We start from the raw sequence: 21,199 nt of genomic DNA on the forward strand, positions 1-21,199 counted from the left end.
ATGAAACAATTTTGCCCTTGTTTTGCCGTTCTTCGCATTAAGCACTATGGCCGTAGTACCCTACAAAGACGACACCGCCGGCAAGAAGTCGCAGGTGGCGCACATGTTCAACAGCATTGCTGGTAAGTACGATTTCCTGAACCACTTTCTGAGTGCAGGCACTGATATTTACTGGCGCCGCAAGGCCGTGAGTGAGCTAAAGCAGCTACGGCCAGCTCGTATCTTGGATATTGCTACCGGTACAGCTGATTTTGCAATTGAGACGTTGCGCGCGGCGGCTCCTGATGCCAAGGTCACCGGTGTTGACATCTCGGAGGGCATGCTGGACGTAGGGCGGCGTAAGCTGGAAGCCAAAGGGCTCAGCAACCGTATCCAGCTGGAGCTAGGTGATTCTGAAAACCTGCCCTTCGCCGACAATGAGTTTGACGCAGTTACCGCCTCATTTGGGGTGCGCAACTTCGAGAACTTAGAAAAAGGGTTAGCGGAAATGCGACGGGTGCTGAGGCCCGGAGGCAAGCTGGTAGTGTTGGAGTTTTCCAAGCCTACTGCCTTCCCGCTCAAACAGGCCTACAACTTTTACTTCCGGCAGATTTTGCCGGTGTTCGGTAAACTGATTTCAAAAGACAATTCTGCCTATACCTACCTGCCCGAATCGGTGCAGGCATTTCCGGATGGCCCCGACTTTTTGGCTATTCTGCGTAAGGTTGGCTTTACCTCTCCTGCATGGCAACCCCTCACGTTCGGCATCAGCTCCATTTATACCGCACAAAAGTAAGCCGCTATGGCCTGCTCTTGTTGGCCGCCGCTACCCTTCCGCTTGCCGCTCAAGCGCAGAAAAAAAGCCGCAGCAGCGCTAGTCGCGGAAGAAACGGACAGGTAAAATCTGTTACAACGGAGAACCTCCCTGGCTATGATAGCCGGCCATTACATCTAGGCCTCTACATCGCGCCGAACTTCTCACGCTACAACATTGAGCAGTCACCGGCTTATTTCAGTCAAGGGGTTTCGGCCAACTCCATGATTAGCCCGGGACTGTCGGTAGGCTTTCTTGGCGATTTTCGGATTACCGATTATCTGACCTTCAACTTCGCGCCGGGCGTGAGCTTCATGACGCGGCGGGTTGAGTTCAAGGAGTTGGGGTATAGCCCACAGGAATCGGAAGATCCGGAGCCAGGAAAAATTGTCAACCAGGAAATTGCCAGCACCCAGGTAGATCTGCCGTTGCTATTCAAGCTAAAATCAGAACGGCGGCGAAATACGCGGCTGTACATTGTGGGAGGGGTGAAACCCAACTTCAACATCGGCAACCGGCGCAAAGACCCGGAAGTGAACCTGCTGCAGGCGGCAAATTCCGACGTGGCCATTGAGTATGGGGTAGGCCTGGACTTGTTCTACCCATTCTTCAAGTTTTCACCTGAACTTCGGTTTTCGCACGGGTTGAAAAATCTGTACACGCCCGCTAATGATGTGTATAGCCGCAGCCTGCAAAGCATGAAAACCAATACCGTGACGCTCTACCTGAATATCTGGTCGGGTCGCTAACCGTTCTGCTCACACATGACTAAAACTGCATTCATCACCGGGGCTTCATCAGGCATTGGCAGGGCTACGGCCGTGGCGCTAGGCCACGCAGGTTTCCGGTTGGTGCTAACTGGCCGCCGCCGCGAACGGCTGGAAGAGTTGGCGCAAGAACTCAACAACGTACCTACGCACCTATTGACGTTCGACGTGCGCGACCGGCAGGCAGTAGAAGCCGCTGTGCAAAGCTTACCCGCCGAGTTTCAAGATATTGATGTGCTTATTAATAATGCGGGTAACGCACATGGCCTAGCCCCCATTCAGGACGGCGACCCGCAGGACTGGGACGATATGATGGATGGCAACGTGAAAGGATTGCTGTATGTGAGCAAGGCTGTGCTGCCCAGCATGACCCGCCGCAACGTTGGGCACATCATCAACATTGGGTCTATTGCTGGGCACGAGACCTACGCCAACGGTAATGTGTACTGCGCATCAAAAGCAGCTGTGGCGGCCCTCACAAAGGGAATGCGCCTCGATTTGCTACCCCATAACATTCGGGTGGCGGAAGTAAACCCAGGGGCCGTAGAAACCGAGTTTTCGCAGGTACGCTTTAAGGGTGATACTGCCCGTGCCGCTACAGTGTACCAAGGGTTCGAGCCGCTTAAGGCAGAAGACGTTGCCGAACTGATTCAGTTCATGGTAACCCGTCCGGCGCACGTCAACATTGCCGAAGTGCTCATTCTGCCCGCTGCACAGGCAGCGGCAACAGTCATTAAAAAAGCATAGTTGCTTATCCTTGTTGGCTAAAGCCACTGCGGCCCCGCTGTATAGCGGGGCCGCAGTGGCTTTAGCCAACAAGGCTTACTACGCTAGGCCTGCCAGCTGACGCAACACAGGTCCATTTAGCGTATGCTTACCTGCAAAGCTTACCACTTGCGGCTCTACTCCCAAGCCGCGTAAGAACGTGCGCTGCTGGGCTAACTGCTCGGGTTTGATAAACTCATCGTCGTCGCCACAGACGAGCGTTACGGGCAAGTCTTGAAGGAGGCGGGTGGCTACGGTAAAGTCCATGTCAGGAGGAAAGGCTCCCGCCCACAGAATAAGGTGCACGGGCCGGAATTGGGCCCGCGACAACCACCGGCTAACGGTAGCAGCCCCTTGCGAAAAGCCTAACACCGTTACTTGTGCATCAGCAGAGGCCTGATCAAGAAGGGTAGCTGCCAAGTGATTTAGGTAAGCTACGTAGTCGTCAATTTCCGTGAGGCGGTCTTCGCGTGTCATCCAGGTAGCACCAACTCGGCCGCTGGTGCCCTGCAGGTAGAAGCGCGAAAGTCCTTCGGGTGCTACCACTACTAGGCTGGTGTCTGCCTCCGTCAGATGAGCAAAGTGCCGAATAAAGTAAGCAGCCAGCTGACCATACCCGTGGCAGACAATCCATATCCGCTGAGTTGCACTCGACAAGGTGCCTAATTGAGCGTAGCGTGCCGTGCGGGTTACCGACAGATGATGCTCTTGAGCAGCCATTCAAACAGGTTCTAGAGTAGTACTTTGCTGAGGTACAAGGTGCGTCTCAGCGGGCCCGCATAACTAGGGGCTTACGCAGCCGCTCGTCAACGTGTCCAGAATACACTCAGCCTGAATTAAGCTAGACCTGTGTCGCGGCAAAAGCAGGCGGTTACAGGTTACGCTTTGGGGGCAGGCAGGTCGTCGGCGCTAAAACCGAAGGGGAGCAGATCGGAGAGGGACTGGAAACGGTAGATGCTACCATTGGGGCCCTGTAGCAGCAGCGGAATGGCCTGCTTTTGCCGGTATTCATACTCGGCCATAACTTGGCGGCAGGCCCCGCACGAAGAAACAGCTACAAAATCACCCTCGGCTGGTCGGGCAGCCACAGCCATACCTATAATGTGACGCTCAGGTTGGGAAGCAGCAAGCCCAAAAAGGGCAGTACGCTCAGCACATAGGCCCGAGGGAAAAGCCGCGTTTTCTTGGTTAGTGCCCCGAAAAATTGTCCCATCATCCAGCAGTAAGGCAGCCCCCACGTGAAAGTGAGAGTAAGGGGCGTAAGCATGGTTGGTGGCAGCCCGGGCCGCCTGCCAGGTAGCTGCTTCAGCGGAAGAAAGTTCGGCTTCGGTGGTAACCTCAACAGTGATGTTCAGGTGAAGGGGATGGGCCATTTACGGGGCAGCAAAGCGTTCCGAGACCGAATAGCGGCCCCGGTTGGTGGAAAGGGGCGGTGAATGTACTACAATTTCTTTAATCTGCAGCGTCCCACTCATACCATAAACTGGCCTAGCCCGGATGGTTGGCAGGTTTTTCCGATTATTGGGCTCGACTGTGAACCTCACGTCGTTTTGCTGCTTTCATCCCACCCATTGTTGTCCATGCTTTATCGCTTATTACTGCTTGGCGCCGGTCGCTCGGCGTCTTCGCTAATTCGTTACCTGCTTCAATACGCACCGCGGGAGAACTGGCACTTAACCGTTGCCGATGTACATCCGTCGCACCTGAAACCAGTGCTAGAAGAGCACCCCCAGTACGCCCGCGCCGTAGCCTTCGATATTCAAGACGAAGCCCGGTTAGACGAGTTGGTGCAGGAGTCTGATCTGGTGATTTCCATGCTGCCAGCCCTCTTTCATCCTCAAGTAGCTCGTACCTGCCTGCGGTACAAACGCCATTTAGCCACGGCGAGCTACGTGAGCGAAGCCATCCGGGAGCTAAACCTGGAGGCCCAGCAGGCGGGCATCACGTTCCTCATGGAGTGTGGCCTAGACCCAGGCCTTGATCATATGTCGGCTATGCAGGTCATTGACCACGTGCGGGCCCAGGGCGGACGAATCAGCAGCTTCAAATCGTACTGCGGTGGACTAATGGCTCCCGATTCAGAAGGTGATAATCCTTGGAAGTATAAGTTTACCTGGAACCCCCGTAACGTAGTGTTGGCTGGGCAGGGTACAGCTAAGTACAAGCAAGACGGGCAGTTGCGTTTTATTCCTTACCAACAGCTATTTATCCAGACCGAAGCTCTAGCCGTAGCTGAGTATGGGCTGTTTGAAGGCTATGCCAACCGTGATTCGTTGAGCTACCGTGCGCCCTACGGTCTGGAAGATATTCCTACTATTCTGCGTGGCACGCTGCGGCGGCCGGGGTATTGCACCGCCTGGAATGCGCTAGTGCGGCTGGGCCTCACAGATGATTCGGGGCCGTTGGGTAACCCCGCCGAGATGACCTGGAAGGAACTAGTAAGTTCTTACCTACCCGTTTACCCTAATCCGCAGGCGTCCTTTTCGGCTCTGGTCGCCCAGCATCTAGGCCTAGCGCCCAACTCGCCAGAAATGCACCGCCTGCAGTGGTTAGGTTTGTTTTCTGACGAGCCCGTAGGCCTAGCCAATGCCACCCCTGCTCAACTGCTGGAGCACCTGCTCACGCAGAAGTGGCGACTAGAGCCTACCGACCGTGATATGATTGTAATGCAGCACTTGTTTGAGTACGAGCTAGAGGGCAAGCAGTACGTGCATACGTCGTCGTTGGTAGTACTTGGAGATGACAGCACCCACACAGCGATGGCGAAAACGGTGGGGCTGCCGCTGGGTATGGCCATCCGCCGCTTAGCGCGGGGTGAGGTGCAGCAACGAGGTGTGCTTATCCCAACTCAGGCTAACTTGTACGAGCCTATCTTAGCAGAACTCGCTGCTGACTATGGTATTCGGTTTCAGGAGGAAAAAAAGGCGGTAGGTATAGTCAGTTAAAACCAAATAACCCGCCAGAATACAGTAGGCAGGCAGTGCTGTTGAATTCCTATTTTGAAAAAAAATCTCAATTTGATTTTATACCTACGGCATAAAGGTGTACTTTTATGCATAGTCATATAGAAGCATGCCTAATTCGTCGTGCTTTCTGCTTGATGTTAGAAAGGCTATCAAATAGAATTTTTTCAGCGTTTTCATTTAGAAAACGATACTCGCTCTACACACCTGTTGCATAAGAGCCGCACTGCGAAGTGCGGCTCTTCTTTTTTTATGCCTCAAATAGATTCGACGATTAGGGTCTTAAGTTGCTCTGGCCGCTAAAGGGCCAAATAAAAAGGAGCTAACAAGTGCTTGAATTGGCCGGAATATTCTTCCGAGGCAGCTTCGTGCAAACAAAGTTCGTCGTCCTGCAAAATGGCTGTCATTCTGGAAAAGGCCGTGATGTGGCGCAACGGTTTGCTGCTCGGTCGATGGCGCAATACTAGCCGGGAAGTGGGGTGTAGGCCACTTAAAGAAGCCTCGCTTTCAAAATGCTGCATCTCAGAAGGCGGTAGCAACACTGTTAAGGAGCCTGTTTTTTGCAGAAATTGACCTGCGAAGGCAGCCAGCTCCTGAAAAGTAAGTGAGTCGGGGGCGGCGTGGCGGGCCGTTGTGCGCTGTGCATCCGGAGAACGGAGTGAGTGCCGGAAAAAGGGCGGATTGCAGAGAATATGGTCAAATGCTTCCGGCTGATTGCTGGCATACTGGCCTAGCGACATGGCGTGCAACCTGAGGCGGTTGGCCCAGGGGCTGGCCTGAAAATTTGCCGCGGCCTGCGCCGCCGCCGAAGCATCTAGCTCAACTGCTTCGATGTGGGCAGTGGGGTTGCGCTGAGCCGCCATAAGCGCCAGTAGGCCCGTGCCCGTTCCAATATCTAGAACCCTATGCGCGGTAGTTAGGTCAGCGGCGGCACCCAGTACGCAGGCATCGGTGCTGACTTTCATGCCGCACGCATCCTGCTCGATGCGAAACTGTTTGAACTGGAAGTAAGAGTTAGCCATGCAGTAGCAAGCTTGACAGGCCTAGGCGCGTTTGGCTTCTATCAGTTCATATCCCTCGTCGATTAGGAGGGGACCATGCACGGCGCTGCGCACGGCTAACTGGTCGCAGCGTTCATTCTCGGGGTGGCCATTGTGGCCGCGTACCCATCGGAACTGCACGTTGCGCTGGCGGTACACTTTCACGAAGCGACGCCATAGGTCTTCATTGGCCTTCTTGCCAAAGTCAGGTTTGTTGAGCCACCCAAACACCCATTTCTTCTCTACGGCATCTACCACATACTTAGAGTCAGTAACGACCGTAATGGGAAGCTCGGGGCGCGTAATGGCCTCTAGGCCTATAATTACCGCCAGCAGCTCCATGCGGTTATTAGTGGTCAGGCGGAATCCCTGGGTCAGTTCTTTTTCGTGCTGACCAAAACGTAAAATGGCACCGTAGCCACCGGGGCCCGGGTTGCCCCGGGAGGAGCCGTCGGTAAAGAGGTAGATCATGTAGAAGGCAGGGGCTTGAGAGCTCCAACACTCAGGATCGTAGTTGATGTATAGCAACTCAAGTTCCCAAGCTCTAGGAGTCTCGTAGACCCTAAAAATTACTTTTAAACAACTTGATGGCAATGGCCAGCAGTATCACGCCGAACACACGGCGCAGAATATCTTCGCCAGCTTTGCCCAGCTTGCGCTCAATCCAGGCGCTGCTTTTGAGCACCAGATACACAAAGAGCAAGTTCACCAGCACGCCCGCTAGCACGTTGGGCAGTTGATACGCAGCCCGCAAGGAGAGCAGGGTGGTCATAGTGCCTGCGCCTACAATCAGCGGAAACGCCAGCGGCACAATGGAGCCTGAAGCCGCCAATGGGTTGTGCCGAAACAGTTCAATGCCAAGAATCATCTCCATGCCAATCAGGAAAATGATAATAGCACCCGCTAGGGCAAACGACTGGAAATCAACCCCGAATAAGGAGAGAATGCTCTGGCCCAGAAAAAGAAATACTACCATCAGAATGCCCGCGACCAGCGTGGCTTTCTCGGAGTGAATCTTGCCCTCTCGCTGCCGAATCTGAATGATAATCGGGATGGAGCCCAGAATATCAATCACGGCGAAAAGCGTGAGTGTGACAGAAGCAATTTCTTTCAGACTGAACATAACAAAGAGTGAGTAAGTGAATGAGTGATATAGTAGATGAGGTGACCTGTAGCGCCAGATCTTTCCCTCATTTACTCTATCACTCATTCACTCATTGATTTCAGGCAAACTCTCTGGCGAAGAACTGTACCAACTGCTCGAAAGCCGCGTCGGGGATGGCGGGGAAGTTGGCAATGCGCAGGGTGGTAGGCTTCCAGGTGCCATAGCCGCTGCCCAACTGCAGCCCCTGCGAAAGAGCACGGCGCTTCACCTCCTCAATCAGCGGGGCGGAAGCTTGCAGACCGATAACCGTGGTGGAGCGGGTTTCGGGGTTTTGCACCATGGGCGTGAGCTGGGTGGCCTGATCGAAGTAGTCGTACAGCTTCGTAGCGCGGTCCTGCAGGTGCTGATGCGTAAACTTAATGGCTGGGCGGTCGTGGAGGGTGCGGCTCAGCAGGTAGATTCCCAGCACATTGGGCGTGTGGGTAGTCTGGAAGTTGAGCATCTTCTCGTACTGCGCCGTGAGCGAATTATAGTGGCTGCGCTCATTGATTTTGCGGAAGCGCTCCACCGCCCGCGGCGACAGCAGCATCACGGAGAGGCCGGCGGGCTGCCCAAAGCACTTCTGCACCGAAGCGTACCAGATATCGGCCTTGATATACTTCAGCTGAATACCGGCAAGGGAAGACGTGGCATCAACAGCCAGCAGAGTGTTGCCGGGCAGGCGATTATACAAGTTCAGTACCACGCCGTCGCGGAGCTGGGTGGCGTTGCTGGTTTCATTTTGGGTGATGCACACCAGGTCGGTTTGCTCGTCTAGGCCAGGCAGGTTGTTGGCATCGGGTATTTCATCAATGCCAAACTTGATGCCTGTGCTGTTCGGGCGCAACGCCTTAGCGTACTCAAACCATTTCTCCCCAAAAGCCCCGCTGTAAAGGTGCAGGCTCTTGTTGGGGGTCAGGCTCTGGGCTAGCACTTCCCAACACTCGGTGGCCGAGCTCATGAAGAACACGGTGTAATCTTGGGGGATGTTGAGCTTATTTTTCAGCTCGGTAACCGTTTGGCGCATGAGCTGCACAAACCGCTCACCGCGGTGCTGCGCCGAAAGCCAGCCTTCGTCGAAGGCATCCTGAAGGTATTGACGCACCTGTGGGTACACCTGCGACGGACCGGGATTGAATGTATACATATAGGTAAAGAAGCTAGGGAACGGGAAATACAAAGGTAGAAACAGAAAAACAGCGCTGGTGAGAAATACTCCCGCGCAAACTTTCTGTCGGCCTCACAGCAAGGCACCTCGGCAGCTCTTGTATTTGGGCTACTGAGGTGCCTAAACGCACGCTAGGCCTGTCTTCGTCAGACAAGCAGAATTTTTTATTCCTGCTAAGCAACAGGGCGCCGGCTTATATCTTGAAGCCCACCCGTTTGGGCCGTAACCCATCAAAGTAATGCAGTGCCAGCCGGTAGCTGTCGAGTTTGAAACCGCTGATGCTGCCCACGCAGTTGCGACCAATGAGGCTTTTCTGGCGGAACTCCTCGCGGGCGTGCAGGTTGCTCAGGTGCACCTCTACCACGGGCGTAGCAATGGCGGCAATGGCATCGGCAAGGGCCACGCTAGTGTGGGTGTAGCCGCCGGCATTCAGCACAATGCCGTGGTAGCTAAAGCCCACTTCGTGCAGCTTATCAAGCAGTTCGCCTTCGTGGTTGCTCTGAAAGTACGACAGCTCAAACTGCGGAAATGCCTCTTGCAGCTCCGGCAGGTAGTCTTCAAAAGAACGGGTGCCATAGATACCCGGCTCGCGGCGGCCAAGCAGATTGAGGTTAGGTCCGTTGAGCAGGAGGATTTGCATAAATGGAGGGCGTGACGTCTGAGGAACTTGGGAGCGGGTAAAGGTAACGGTGATTGTAGGTGCTAAGCTAGCCTACTTAATCAGGGGCGTGAGGTCAGTGGCCTAGCCTAGCTCGGTAGCTACAGCCCCGTACCTTTACCCGTTCCTAAGCCCCCAAGTTTCTAATTTATGTCTACCTGGTCCGTTGCCATTAAGCAGTTTGAAGGATACCTGCAGCTAGAAAAGTCTCTGTCTGGCAACTCCGTAGAGGCCTACGTGCGCGATGTGAGCAAGCTGCGCCAGTATCTGGAGCTGGAGAAGCTGCCGGCCTCGCCCCAGCAGGTTACCACCCGCATCCTGCGCGACTTTCTGTCTTGGCTGGGTGGCCTTGGCATGTCGGCCACCTCACAGGCCCGTACGCTGTCGGGCATCAAGGCCTTCTATAGCTTCCTGATTATGGAAGACATGCTGGCCCTCGACCCAACCGACACACTGGAAGCTCCCAAAACCGGCCGCAAACTTCCTGATACCCTCAGCTACCCCGAGATTGAGCAGTTGCTGGATGCCATTGACCTGAGCACGCCCGAGGGCACCCGTAACCGAGCCATTTTGGAAGTGCTGTACAGCTCGGGCCTGCGCGTGAGTGAGCTAACCGACCTGCGCCTCTCCAACCTCTACGCCGACCAAGGCTTTGTACGCGTTACCGGCAAGGGCAATAAGGAACGCTTGGTGCCCATTGGGCGTGATGCGCTGAAACACCTGGGCTTCTACCTGCAGGGCATTCGGGCCCACCTCGATATCAAGCCCGGCAATGAAGATGTTGTATTCCTGAACAAGCGCGGCGCCAAGCTTTCCCGCGTGATGGTGTTCAACATTATCAAAGCCACCGCCGATAAGGCTGGCGTGCGCAAAAGCATCAGCCCGCACACTTTCCGGCACAGCTTCGCTACGCACCTGATTGAAGGTGGCGCCGACCTACGCGCCGTGCAGGAAATGTTAGGCCACGAAAGCATTACCACCACCGAAATCTATACCCACCTCGACCGCGACTACCTGCGGCAAGTAATTACCGAGTTCCACCCGCGCAGCTAACAGTTGTTGCCCCACCCAGAATGCCGTTCTAGGCCACTTGTTCCCTGACTATTGCTTTGCGTAGGTAAGCTGAGGCACCTGGAATAAACAGAACTGTGTTGCTGACGCCTAAGTACTGGCCTAGCGTGTCTTGCGGCACAGTAAGGGTATTGGCAGAAGGGGTAGGGGAGAGGTACGAGGGCAGAGCAACTGCGTAATTTATAGACAGAATTATATTCTTATTATAGTCAACAGTAACTCAGATAGTCAGAGTCTAGGATACTCATAACTCAATGCAATTGCCTAGATTTGGTGCTTTGGTGCGTGAGAATGGCTAAAAATACCTACAAGCAACAACCCAACGCGGCTCCGAGCCGCGCCAACGAGCCCCGGCCGACGGAAGCGCGCACCCCGCGTAATCCGTCTCGGCCGGCTGCCGCTGAACCCGTACGCGAAACCCGCCGCAACGAGCCTAAAGGAACGGCTGCGCCAAAAGCGCCACGCCAACCCATGAAGCTGCCTTCCATCAAGTTGGGGGGCGTGTTTGGCTTCCTGCGCGACCGGCGTTTTCAGCTGTTTCTTGGCTTCTTCTTCCTGCTTTCTTCCATCTACCTGACCATTGCCTTCCTGTCGTTTATCTTCACGGGGCACGCCGATCAGAGTGTAGTAGAAACGATAGGAAATACGCCCGTGAAAGATGCCGGCCAAGAAACCGGCAACTGGCTAGGCCTGCTGGGGGCCGTTTTCGCCCAGGCTCTAATATATAAGGGCTTCGGAGTGGCTGCTTTTGCAGTGGTGCCCATTGTATTCTTTCTGGGCTATAAGATTGTGTTCCGCCGCGCGGGCCTGTCCATCAGCTATGTGCTGAGTCTGTGCCTGTTTACCATGTTGTGGCTGAGTGTGCTACTGGGCTATGTGGTGCTGACCATTCAGGCCCCCGATGCCGACCCGACGCTGGCGCACCGCCTTGATTTTCTGTGCGGTGGCATTGGGTATGAAACGGCTCTGTGGCTCGATAGCCTCATTGGCTGGGGTACGGTACTGCTGCTGGCCTTCATCCTGATTTCGTTTGTGGTGTTCTTCTTCAACGTGACCACGCTTAACCTCAACTTGCGCCGCAATGAGGAAGAGATGGAGGAAGATCTAGCTGCTGACGCCAGCCCCTTTAACCGTGCTGAACCCGCCGGCAACCGAGCTGCATATGCGCCCGTGAGTGAGCCAGAAGCAGAAAAAGAGGACGACTCACTGGGTATCACCCTGAAGCGAGTTGGCCCGCTAGCAGCTCCTCAGCCCCAGCCGACACCCGCCAATGTTGCCGACGAAGAGGAGGACGAAGAATATCAGCCGGAACCGGTGCGCACGGGCTCAGTTGTGCCAGCGGGGCCTTCGTTTAGCGTAGCCGCTCCTGCTGCGGCGGCCGCAGCTACAGTTGCTGCCGGTGGCCTAGCAGCTTCCGCAGGTGCTGCTGCACTGCCGCTCACCGTGGCCGCTTCGGCTGGTTCGGTTGCGTCGGCTTCGGCGCCGGTTGCGGCTGGCCCTAGCTTCTCTATTGAGGCACCGGTAGCCGAAACGCCTGTGGTAGCTCCCGTTACCGCCAGCGTCCCGACGCCCCTGTCGTTGGCCGACCTTGCGGATGACGCAACGCCCCTGCCCGCACCCACTCCTGCGCCTGTTGCACCGGTAGTAACTACTCCGGTTTCATCCATAACCAGTGGCTTGTCGTTTGAGGTGGAAGATGCCACTTCACACGAGCTGGACCCCTCCGCCGGTGCCGATATGGCTGTTATTGCCGAGGAGGAAGAAGACGCGGAAGTAATGCCCACCGGCGACTACGACCCGACCATGGATCTGCCACGCTATCAGTACCCAACTCTTGAACTGCTCAATGATTACGGCGTAGCTAAAGCGCAGGTAACCAAGGAGGAACTAGAGGCCAACAAAGACCGCATCGTTGAAACCCTAGGCCACTACGGCATCAACATTGCCAGCATCAAGGCTACCATTGGGCCCACCGTCACGCTGTATGAGATTGTGCCGGATGCCGGCGTGCGTATCTCTAAAATTAAGAGCCTGGAAGATGATATTGCCCTGAGCCTCGCGGCCTTGGGTATCCGTATCATTGCGCCTATTCCGGGTAAAGGCACCATTGGTATTGAGGTGCCGAATGCCAAAAAGGAGATGGTAAGCATCCGCTCGGTATTCAACACCGAGAAGTTCATCCACAGCGAGATGGACCTGCCCATTGCCTTCGGTCGTACTATCACCAACGAGGTGTTTGTAGTCGACCTAGCCAAAATGCCCCACTTGCTGATGGCCGGTGCTACGGGTCAGGGTAAGTCGGTAGGCCTGAACGTGATTCTAGCCTCGCTGCTTTATAAGCGCCACCCCTCGCAATTAAAGTTTGTGCTCGTCGACCCCAAGAAGGTGGAACTGAGCATCTTCAACAAGATCGAGCGTCATTTCCTGGCTAAGCTACCCGACACCGACGAGCCCATCATCACCGACACTAAGAAGGTGGTGAACACGCTCAACTCGCTGTGTATGGAAATGGACCGCCGCTACGACCTGCTCAAGGACGCCGGCTGCCGCAACCTGAAAGAATACAACCGGAAGTTTGTGGAGCGCCGCCTCAACCCCAAGAAGGGGCACCGCTACATGCCTTTCATTGTGCTAGTAATTGACGAGCTGGCTGACTTAATGATGACGGCGGGCAAGGAAGTGGAAACGCCCATTGCTCGTTTGGCTCAGCTGGCCCGCGCCATCGGTATTCACCTGATTGTGGCTACCCAGCGCCCCTCCGTAAACGTTATTACGGGTATCATCAAGGCCAACTTCCCCTGCCGTATCTCCTTCAAAGTAACCTCTAAGATTGACTCCCGCACCATTCTCGATGCGGGTGGTGCTGATCAGTTGGTCGGTCAAGGTGACATGCTCATCTCGCAAGGCTCGGATATGATTCGGGTGCAGTGCGCCTTTATTGATACGCCCGAGGTAGACCACCTCTGCGACTTCATCGGCGAGCAGCAGGGCTACCCCGACGCATACCACCTGCCCGAAGTAGTGGGTGAAAGTGGCAGCGGCAACGGCGATATGGAGGATATGGACCCCTCCCAGCGCGACTCGATGTTTGAGGAAGCTGCCCGCGTTATCGTGACGCACCAGCAGGGGAGTACTTCACTATTGCAGCGCCGTCTGAAGCTTGGCTATAACCGCGCTGGCCGTCTAATTGATCAGTTAGAGCACGCCGGTATTGTAGGGCCGTTTGAGGGCAGCAAGGCCCGGGAGGTTTTAATTCCCGATGAATATAGTTTGGAACAGTTGTTGAATACTCTGCCAAAATAGCCCGTAGTACTGCACTTAATGAGACTTTCTTCGGGATTTAGTTGTTTAAACTTTGCGTCCCGACGTACGTCTTACGCACACTACTCCACACACCTCTTTTAAGAAATGAAAAAATATCTCGCTCTGCTCGCCTTATCGGTGTCGGTCTCGACAGCTGCCTCGGCGCAACAAGACCCTAAAGCCGGTAAGATCCTCGACCAGATGAGTGCGAAATATCAGGCTATGAAAGCCTTCAAGGCCACGTTTACCCAGACTCTGGAAAACGACGCTGCGAAGGTGAAGGAAAACCTGAGTGGCGACATTACCGTGAGCGGCCAGAAGTTTCGGTTGAAGATGAGCGGCCAAGAGGTCATTAACAACGGCCAGACGATGTGGACGTACATGAAGGCGGAGAACGAGGTAAACATCTCGGACTACGACCCTGAGGACCAGGAAATTTCCCCTTCACAGATTTATACCCTCTATAAAAAGGGATATAAGTACTCCTACGTAGAGGAAGCCAAGGATGGCGGCGAAGCCGTAGACGTCATTGAGCTAGCGCCTGAAGACCGCTCGAACCCCGTGTTTAAGGTGCGGCTGAAGGTAAGCAAGGCCGATAAGTCGGTGAAAAGCTGGCAGATGTTCAAGAAAAACGGCAACCGCTACACGTATCGGATCAGCAAGTTCCAGCCTAACCCTCCGGTCGACGCTACTACCTTCACCTTTGACAAAGCAAAATACAAAGGTGTGAAGGTGATTGACCTGCGCTAGGCCACACCCCCAAGAAACGTACAGCCCGCTTCAGCTATTCTGCTGGAGCGGGCTGTTTTTGTATTCATTCAGCCAGTAAATACGATAATACAGCGGGAATAGAATCCTGGAGGCCGCACCGTAGGATTATATTTACTTCAGCAAGATGCTACTAAATCAGTATTTAGGAATAGGGTGATATGAAAGAGGATTTTCTACACTATGTCTGGCAACACCAGTATTTTGATAAACAACAACTCGTAACGGAGGACGGGCAGGCACTAACAATTCTGCGTCCGGGTTTTCGGCACACGGATGCCGGCCCCGATTTCCCGAATGCTCGGTTGCAGTTAGGGGATGTGGAATGGAATGGGGCCGTAGAGATTCATCTTAAAGCTTCTGATTGGTACCGGCATCAACATCAGCAAGACCAAAAGTACGATCAGGTAATATTGCACGTGGTGCACACCGCCGACCAGCCCGTGTACCGCACAGATGGCACGCTGGTGCCAGTGCTGGCACTGGGCGCTCGGTTGCCAGCTGGGCTGCTCTCGGCATATGAGCGACTGTGCGAACAGCCCAGCAGTGAATCGTTGCCCTGCGCGGGGTTGCTAGGCCAGGTGTCGGAACTCACCAAAACGCTCATGTTAGATCGTGCCCTACTGGAGCGGGTGGAGCAAAAAGCGGATGTGCTGGCAGCATTGTACGAATCCCTAGGCCAGGATTGGGAAGCTACTACTTGGCACGCACTGGCGGCAGCATTTGGCTTTCAAAAAAACAGTGAGCCCCTGAGCCGCTTAGCCAAGGCATTGCCGCTTTCCATTGTGCGTCGACATAGGCACGATCTGCGGCAGCTATCGGCCCTGGTATTTGGGCAGGCCGGCTTTCTGGCAGAACAGGCAGATAGTAGCCATGACTTATACATTCGGGATTTACAGCAGGAGTTTGCCTTCCTCCGGCACAAGTACAACTTGGCAGGCACGGGGCTTTCTGCTCACGACTGGAACTTCCTGCGTCTGCGGCCAGCAAACTTTCCCACCGTACGCCTGGCGCAACTCGTAGGCCTATTGCACGCTCGCCCAATGCTGTTTGATGCCCTGCTCTCAGCCACCGATGTGCCTGCGCTTGAGCAGTTTTTTACGGCCCCCATGCCCGAATATTGGCGCACGCATTTCCGGCCCGGCAAACCCGGCAAAGTAGCGGAGCTGGGTCGTAGTAGCGTGCAGTTACTTATCATTAATGTGGTAGTGCCCCTCAGGGTGGCCTACGCTCGTCACACCGGCAGCGCCGAGTTGGTTGAAGCCTCCGTAGCTTTGCTGGAACAGCTGCCCGCAGAGCACAATCATATCACTGACCTCTACAACGCGCTGGGTTTCCAACACCGCACCGCCGCCGATTCTCAGGCGTTGCTGGCATTGCAGCGGGGCTACTGCACACCCCGGCGCTGCTTGCACTGCAGTATTGGGAGCCGCCTCGTTCAACCTAACCCCCTATCTCGTTGAAAATTCTGTTAGCCATTGCTCTGAATGCTGCCTTGCTAGGGGTAGTACGGTACTGGCTACTGCGGCTACGTCGGATTCCACAGCTGGGCGACTGGGTACTGCCGACGTTGATTTTGAAAGGAGTTGCCACGGTCTTATCGGTGCTGTTATTCAGCGGCGACTCGCGCTATTTCATGGTGTGGGCGCAGCGCATGACGGCCCAACTCTGGGCTCAACCTGCTGCTTGGCTTCATATGCTTACGCAGGATGAGTTTCACTTCGGCGCCTGGCATTTGGTGTTTCACGGTTTCTCCAACACCTTCTTCCTTATGAAGGTGATATCAGTACTCAACCTGGCCTCGTTGGGGAATGTGTGGCTTAACTCCTGTTATCTGTCTTTATTCAGCTTTTGGGGAAGTTGGGAATTGGTGCGTATGCTGCGCCACATCTGGTCGACTACCGTAGCACGTGGGGCAGTGGGCGGGTTTCTGCTATGGCCGACGATTGTGTACTGGACTTCTGGCCTAACCAAAGAGAGCCTACTAGTAAGCAGCGGGGCCCTGGTGGTAGCCATCGTACTCCAGCTCTGCTATGGCGTAAAATTCAAGCCCGTCCGGCTGGTAGTGGTGCTAGTAGCAGTGGCAGTGCTGCATTTTAAGATGCGGTTCTTTTCGGCCGCAGCTTTACTAGGTGTATTGAGTGGCCTAGGCCTGATCCGGGTGGTGCAGCACTTAGGCGGGGCTCAACGATGGATAACCCAAACGGTATTGCTGTTGGCTGTGCTGGCCGGTGGGGCCTGGGCCGCGAGTGAAGTCAGCCCCACCTTCCGTCTGAACAAGTTTACCAGTCAGCTTCAGCGCAACTATTCTGAATTGCTGGCCTCATCACGCAACCGCCCTCACCTGGAGTACCCTACGCTGGCGCCTACTACCGAAAGTGTTTTGCAAAACGCGCCCCGAGCTATTGCGAATGTACTCACGTATCCTCGGCCGTGGGAGGGAGGGGGCTTTCTTTATGTTATCGCAGGCCTCGAAAATATGTTGTTGCTGGTACTGCTGCTGGTGGCAGTTGCCAGCCTGACGGAACGGCAGAGGGGGTTACTGCCGTTTGCCGTGGTGCTATGTTTGCTGGTATACTCCGTGTTGCTGGCAGCACTGTTGGGCCTGACAACCCCTAACCTGGGCACCTTAAGCCGCTACCGGGTATCTTTTTTGCCATTTCTACTGTTGGTGGTCTTGCAGAATAGCTACGTTGGCCGTCTGCAGCGGCGCCTAGAACCGGACAATTAGTAACCCATAGGGAACAACCATCCGGCAACCCGTATCTTTGCCTTTTGAAATAAACTGCCGGCCTGCTTGGGGCCGTTTTTCGATTCTATGGAAAACCCCGTAATCATTCTGGGTGCGCAAGCCGTTGGTACGGCCGCACTGGATGCCTTTCAAAGCAACGACGTAGTTATCTACTGTTTGCTGGATGACGATGCCAAGCTGCAGAACACCGAACTGAACGACGTGCCCGTGATGGGCAACACCGACGATAAAGAACTACTCAAGCTTTTAGGCAAGAAGTGCGAAGTATTTGTGGCAACCGAGGATACGGCCAGCCGCCGCAGCCTCACCAACATGCTGCGCGAAGAGTACGAGGTAGCGCCCGTAAATGCTATTCACCAGCGCGCCAGCGTTTCGCCGCACGCGTGGCTAGGCCACGGCAACCTCATTGGGCCCAACGCAGTAGTGACCAGCACGGCTAAGCTCGGCGACGGTTGCATTGTAGGTGCCAATGCCGTGGTAGATGTGAAAGCGGAGGTAGGCGACTTCGTTCAGCTTGGGGCGGGGGCTATCCTTAATGCCGAAGTGACGGTTGGGGAGTTAGCCTTCATTGGGGCCGGTGCCGTAGTTGTAGCCGGCGTAAAGATCGGTGCCAAAGCCCGTATTGGGGCCGGCTCAGTAGTCGTAGCTGATGTGCCTGCGAACCAGACGGTATTCGGCAACCCCGCCCAGAAAGTGTAAATTAAGAACTTAGAAGATAGAGCGTAGTACCAGGGATTTGCCCTTCATTTTCTTGGCTTTACGCTCTATTCTCTTACTTCTATTAGAAAGATGGACTACCTCGTTCTGCTGTATTACTGCTATACGCCCATTGAGAACCCCGAGCAATTTCGGGAGGAGCACCACCGGTTGTGCCTACGCCTGAATCTGCTGGGCCGCATCATTGTGGCCTCTGAGGGGTTGAATGGCACCGTTTCGGGGCGCCGCGCCGACTGCGAGGAATACATGCGTCTCGTGAAGGCCGACCCGCGCTTTGCCGCGCTCGAGTTTAAGGTAGAAGAAGCTCCGGCCCATACGTTCCAGAAGCTGCACGTGCGCGTGAAGCCGGAAATTGTGCACGTAGGGCTGCCTCACATCAAGCCTTACGAGCGCACGGGCATTCACCTCTCGCCGGAGCAATTCCGGGACCTGAAGGACCAGGACGACGTGGTGGTGCTGGATGTGCGCTCCGATTACGAGCACCAGCTCGGTCGCTTTAAGAATGCTGTTACGCTGGATATCGAAAACTTCCGGGAGTTTCCGGAGAAAATAGAGGAGCTGGAACAGTACAAGGGCAAGAAAATCCTGACGTACTGCACCGGTGGCATTAAATGTGAAAAGGCCAGCGCCTTCCTGCTGGAGCAGGGCTTTGAAGATGTTTACCAGCTGCACGGCGGCATAATTAAGTATGGCCTAGAGGCCGGAGGTGAAGACTTTGAGGGCAAGTGCTATGTGTTTGATGGCCGCGTGGCCGTGGATGTGAATAGCGTCAACCCCACCATTATCAGCACCTGCCACCATTGCCACACGCCCTCCGACCGGATGGTAAACTGCGCTAACCCCCACTGCAATGCCCACGTACCCCTGTGCGAAGCCTGCGCCGAGCAACTAGACGGTGCCTGCTCTGCCACCTGTCAGGAGCACCCCGATAAACGCCCCTACGATGGTACGGGCACGTATCCTAAAATCAGCAATAACTATAACCCTGAGCAAGGCTTATTGTCGTATCGGGCGCCAGCTCGCTAACGCCTCACTGGCCTAGAACGCATCATCCTGCTTAAGGCAGAAGCAACAACTAGTAGCGCACTCAAGGCAACTTCTGGCGCTAAAAGGAGTAAGGCTTCTTTCCTTCGGCAGGATGATCGTACTTTCTAGGCCACTCTTTCTGCTTTTTCCGTACTCGTACTCTTTCTTTCCTAACACCTTCTGTTTATGGCCATCCCTGACTCCGAACTGATCCTTAATAAAGACGGCAGCATTTACCACTTAAACCTGCTTCCCGACCACATTTCGGACACCATTATCACGGTGGGCGACCCAGATCGGGTCCCGTCCGTAAGCCAGCACTTCGATTCTATCGAAACCGTTATTCAGAAGCGCGAGTTTGTGACGCACGTGGGTTACTACCGCGGCAAGCGCTTGACGGTGATTAGCACGGGCATGGGAACAGATAACATCGATATTTTACTGAACGAGCTAGATGCGTTGGTGAACGTCGATTTCGTGACGCGGGAGGCTAGGCCACTGGAAGAGCGCATCAATCTGCGCATTATCCGGGTGGGTACCAGTGGCTCCCTGCAGGTTGATATTCCGGTAGGCTCTCACCTCGTCACGGAGCACGCCGTAGGGCTTGACTCCCTCATGCAGTTTTACCCGCTTGTGGAGACTGGCCTAGAAGTGGAAGTATCCCGCGAGATTCAGCAGAGCCTGCAGCTGGATTACCGCCCATACTGCGTGCGCGGCTCAGATCTGCTCCGCGAACAGCTGGGCGCTGGCATGGTAGCCGGCAATACCCTCACGTGCCCTGGTTTCTACGGCCCGCAAGGCCGCGTGCTACGCCTCGATCTGCGCCTGCCCACTTTAGTGCAGCAGTTTCAGCAGTTCCGTCACCAGAGCGCCGAGGGAGAGTTCCGCCTCACCAACTTCGAGATGGAAACTGCTGGCTACTACGCGCTGGGCCGTATGCTAGGCCACGAGGTAGTTTCGCTGAATGCCATTGTTGCCAACCGGGCGACTGGCGAATTCGCTACCAACTCGGAGGCCGTCATCAACGATCTGATTGCTAAAACCCTGGACCGGGTATAGGCCTAGGGCCGCGACAATGCAGCCTCGGCTGCACCCGCCAGATGTATTACACAATGGGCCGACCTACGAACAGGTCGGCCCATTTGCGTTTGATGCCTTACTTCTTTCTTACGATGGAGGAATCCCGAACTAGTAGATCAGGTTGGAGCACAACCCGCCGGGGCGAGAAGTCGGGGCTACTTTCCCGCAAAATCTCCAGAAGTAGCCGTACCGCCGATTGCCCCATTTGCTCGCACCGCTGATCGACGGAAGTGAGCATGGGTTCGGTGAGGGAGGTAAACGTCTCGTTGCTAAAGCCAGCCAGGGCAATGTCTTGGGGTACGCGCAAGTGGTGGCGCTTGAGTTCCTGCATGGCCCCTACAATGGAAAAGTCGCTGGCCGAGAAAATAGCATCAGGTCGATTAGGTAGGGCCAGCATGCGTTGCACGCCCGTTACGCCATCCTCCAAAGTCATGTCGCAGATGAAAAGTAACTCATCTTCAACGGGTAGGTCGTGTTCTAGCAACGCGTCGATGTAGCCCTGACGCCGATTTTTGTAGATGTTGAGGTGTTGAGGGCCACTGAAGTGGGCAATGCGGCGGCAACCCTGCGCAATCAGGTGCTTAGTAGCTTGGTACCCGCCGGCTCGGTCGTCGATAACCACGGCATTCACATCGAGGCCATCGAGCACCCGATCAAAGAAGACCAACGGAATCTCCTGTTTCTGGACTTTCTCAAAATGCTTAAAATCGAGCGTGTTGCGAGCCAGTGAAACTAGAATTCCCTCAACCTGTGCACTCAGCAACGACTCGATATTCTTGCGTTCATGCGCCACATCTTCATTCGATTGGCAGATCATGATGTTGAAGCCGGCTTTGCTAGCCACGGTTTCAATGCCTTTCACTACCAAGGTAAAGAAGTGCCCATCAATGTGGGGTACCATCACCCCCAGCAAATTGCTGCGTCCCTTGCGCAAACCCGCCGCCATGTGGTTGGGCTGGTAGTGCAGTTCCTTCGCCAGCTTCCAAACCTTCTTCTTAGTTGGGTCACTGATGCTCGGATGGTCACTCAAGGCGCGCGAAACCGTGGACACGGAGATGCCGAGCTGCTTAGCCAGATCAGTTATGGATGCTTTCGCGCGAGCCAAGGGATTGATTGATAAAGAGTAGGCAGAGAAACAGAGCAAACAGTTACGCAAATATTGCGCAACTACATGCAATAAGACC

The 21,199-nt window shown here is 54.9% G+C and carries 20 protein-coding genes; 12 read left to right on the plus strand and 8 right to left on the minus strand.

Annotated features, from left to right (window positions below; translation table 11 throughout):
* The first annotated feature begins 46 nt into the window (after positions 1–46).
* Genes ubiE through EU556_RS23010 form a run of 3 tightly spaced genes read left to right on the plus strand, consistent with a single transcriptional unit; the run spans position 47 to position 2,307 of the window.
* Complete coding sequence (ubiE, locus tag EU556_RS23000) at positions 47–775, plus strand: bifunctional demethylmenaquinone methyltransferase/2-methoxy-6-polyprenyl-1,4-benzoquinol methylase UbiE (protein ID WP_135436597.1); 729 nt, start codon at positions 47–49, stop codon at positions 773–775.
* Positions 724–1,542, plus strand: coding sequence for a type IX secretion/gliding motility protein PorT/SprT (gene porT / locus EU556_RS23005; RefSeq protein WP_135436598.1), 819 nt, complete (start codon positions 724–726; stop codon positions 1,540–1,542). Before ubiE ends, porT begins: the two co-directional genes overlap by 52 nt.
* A gap of 15 nt (positions 1,543–1,557) precedes the next feature.
* Positions 1,558–2,307, plus strand: coding sequence for an SDR family NAD(P)-dependent oxidoreductase (locus EU556_RS23010; RefSeq protein WP_135436599.1), 750 nt, complete (start codon positions 1,558–1,560; stop codon positions 2,305–2,307).
* 78 nt (positions 2,308–2,385) lie between these two features.
* On the opposite strand, the gene EU556_RS23015 is transcribed toward EU556_RS23010, so the two are convergent.
* Positions 2,386–3,045 (minus strand): alpha/beta hydrolase, encoded by a 660-nt coding sequence (locus EU556_RS23015; protein ID WP_135436600.1) that lies wholly within the window; start codon positions 3,043–3,045, stop codon positions 2,386–2,388.
* A gap of 158 nt (positions 3,046–3,203) precedes the next feature.
* Positions 3,204–3,698 (minus strand): cytidine deaminase, encoded by a 495-nt coding sequence (cdd, locus tag EU556_RS23020; RefSeq protein WP_135436601.1) that lies wholly within the window; start codon positions 3,696–3,698, stop codon positions 3,204–3,206.
* Positions 3,699–3,905: 207 nt separating this feature from the next.
* Here cdd and EU556_RS23025 point away from each other — a divergent pair, with 207 nt between their 5' ends.
* A complete protein-coding gene (locus tag EU556_RS23025; RefSeq protein ID WP_135436602.1) occupies positions 3,906–5,270 on the plus strand; it encodes a saccharopine dehydrogenase C-terminal domain-containing protein in 1,365 nt (454 codons plus the stop codon).
* Positions 5,271–5,587: 317 nt separating this feature from the next.
* Here the strand turns inward: EU556_RS23025 and EU556_RS23030 are convergent, their stop codons facing one another.
* The 5 genes from EU556_RS23030 to aroQ all read right to left on the minus strand — a co-directional run bounded on the left by EU556_RS23030 (position 5,588) and on the right by aroQ (position 9,280).
* Entirely contained in the window at positions 5,588–6,310 is a 723-nt protein-coding gene (locus tag EU556_RS23030) for a tRNA1(Val) (adenine(37)-N6)-methyltransferase (RefSeq protein ID WP_135436603.1), read from the minus strand.
* Between the two features lie 21 nt (positions 6,311–6,331).
* Positions 6,332–6,799, minus strand: a complete 468-nt coding sequence (rnhA, locus tag EU556_RS23035; RefSeq protein ID WP_135436604.1) for a ribonuclease HI — start codon at positions 6,797–6,799, stop codon at positions 6,332–6,334.
* Between the two features lie 91 nt (positions 6,800–6,890).
* Entirely contained in the window at positions 6,891–7,451 is a 561-nt protein-coding gene (locus tag EU556_RS23040; protein ID WP_135436605.1) for a MarC family protein, read from the minus strand.
* Between the two features lie 100 nt (positions 7,452–7,551).
* Positions 7,552–8,619, minus strand: coding sequence for an aminotransferase class V-fold PLP-dependent enzyme (locus tag EU556_RS23045; RefSeq protein WP_135436606.1), 1,068 nt, complete (start codon positions 8,617–8,619; stop codon positions 7,552–7,554).
* 214 nt (positions 8,620–8,833) lie between these two features.
* The gene (aroQ, locus tag EU556_RS23050) at positions 8,834–9,280 is read right to left on the minus strand and encodes a type II 3-dehydroquinate dehydratase (RefSeq protein ID WP_135436607.1); all 447 of its coding nucleotides are present in this window, start codon (positions 9,278–9,280) and stop codon (positions 8,834–8,836) included.
* A 168-nt stretch (positions 9,281–9,448) separates the two neighbouring features.
* On the opposite strand from aroQ, the gene xerD reads away from it, so the two are divergent.
* From xerD to EU556_RS23090, 8 genes are all read left to right on the plus strand, one after another.
* Positions 9,449–10,351: a site-specific tyrosine recombinase XerD gene (gene xerD / locus EU556_RS23055; protein WP_135436608.1), complete on the plus strand. Its 903-nt coding sequence runs from the start codon at positions 9,449–9,451 to the stop codon at positions 10,349–10,351.
* Positions 10,352–10,660: 309 nt separating this feature from the next.
* Positions 10,661–13,672 (plus strand): FtsK/SpoIIIE family DNA translocase, encoded by a 3,012-nt coding sequence (locus EU556_RS23060; RefSeq protein WP_135436609.1) that lies wholly within the window; start codon positions 10,661–10,663, stop codon positions 13,670–13,672.
* Between the two features lie 105 nt (positions 13,673–13,777).
* On the plus strand, positions 13,778–14,422 hold the full coding sequence (locus tag EU556_RS23065) for a LolA family protein (protein ID WP_135436610.1): 645 nt from the start codon (positions 13,778–13,780) through the stop codon (positions 14,420–14,422).
* 179 nt (positions 14,423–14,601) lie between these two features.
* A complete protein-coding gene (locus EU556_RS23070; RefSeq protein ID WP_135436611.1) occupies positions 14,602–15,903 on the plus strand; it encodes a DUF2851 family protein in 1,302 nt (433 codons plus the stop codon).
* Complete coding sequence (locus tag EU556_RS23075) at positions 15,900–17,171, plus strand: hypothetical protein (RefSeq protein WP_135436612.1); 1,272 nt, start codon at positions 15,900–15,902, stop codon at positions 17,169–17,171. Before EU556_RS23070 ends, EU556_RS23075 begins: the two co-directional genes overlap by 4 nt.
* 87 nt (positions 17,172–17,258) lie before the next feature.
* On the plus strand, positions 17,259–17,891 hold the full coding sequence (locus EU556_RS23080; RefSeq protein ID WP_135436613.1) for a NeuD/PglB/VioB family sugar acetyltransferase: 633 nt from the start codon (positions 17,259–17,261) through the stop codon (positions 17,889–17,891).
* 90 nt (positions 17,892–17,981) lie between these two features.
* Positions 17,982–18,935, plus strand: coding sequence for an oxygen-dependent tRNA uridine(34) hydroxylase TrhO (trhO, locus tag EU556_RS23085; RefSeq protein WP_135436614.1), 954 nt, complete (start codon positions 17,982–17,984; stop codon positions 18,933–18,935).
* 186 nt (positions 18,936–19,121) lie between these two features.
* Positions 19,122–19,994, plus strand: coding sequence for a nucleoside phosphorylase (locus EU556_RS23090; protein WP_135436615.1), 873 nt, complete (start codon positions 19,122–19,124; stop codon positions 19,992–19,994).
* A 97-nt stretch (positions 19,995–20,091) separates the two neighbouring features.
* Here EU556_RS23090 and EU556_RS23095 read toward each other — a convergent pair whose 3' ends face one another.
* Positions 20,092–21,120, minus strand: coding sequence for a LacI family DNA-binding transcriptional regulator (locus EU556_RS23095; RefSeq protein WP_210116355.1), 1,029 nt, complete (start codon positions 21,118–21,120; stop codon positions 20,092–20,094).
* Positions 21,121–21,199: the final 79 nt, after the last annotated feature.

Origin of the sequence: Hymenobacter fodinae (genome assembly GCF_004745825.1) — a bacterium.
Taxonomy (GTDB): domain Bacteria; phylum Bacteroidota; class Bacteroidia; order Cytophagales; family Hymenobacteraceae; genus Hymenobacter; species Hymenobacter fodinae.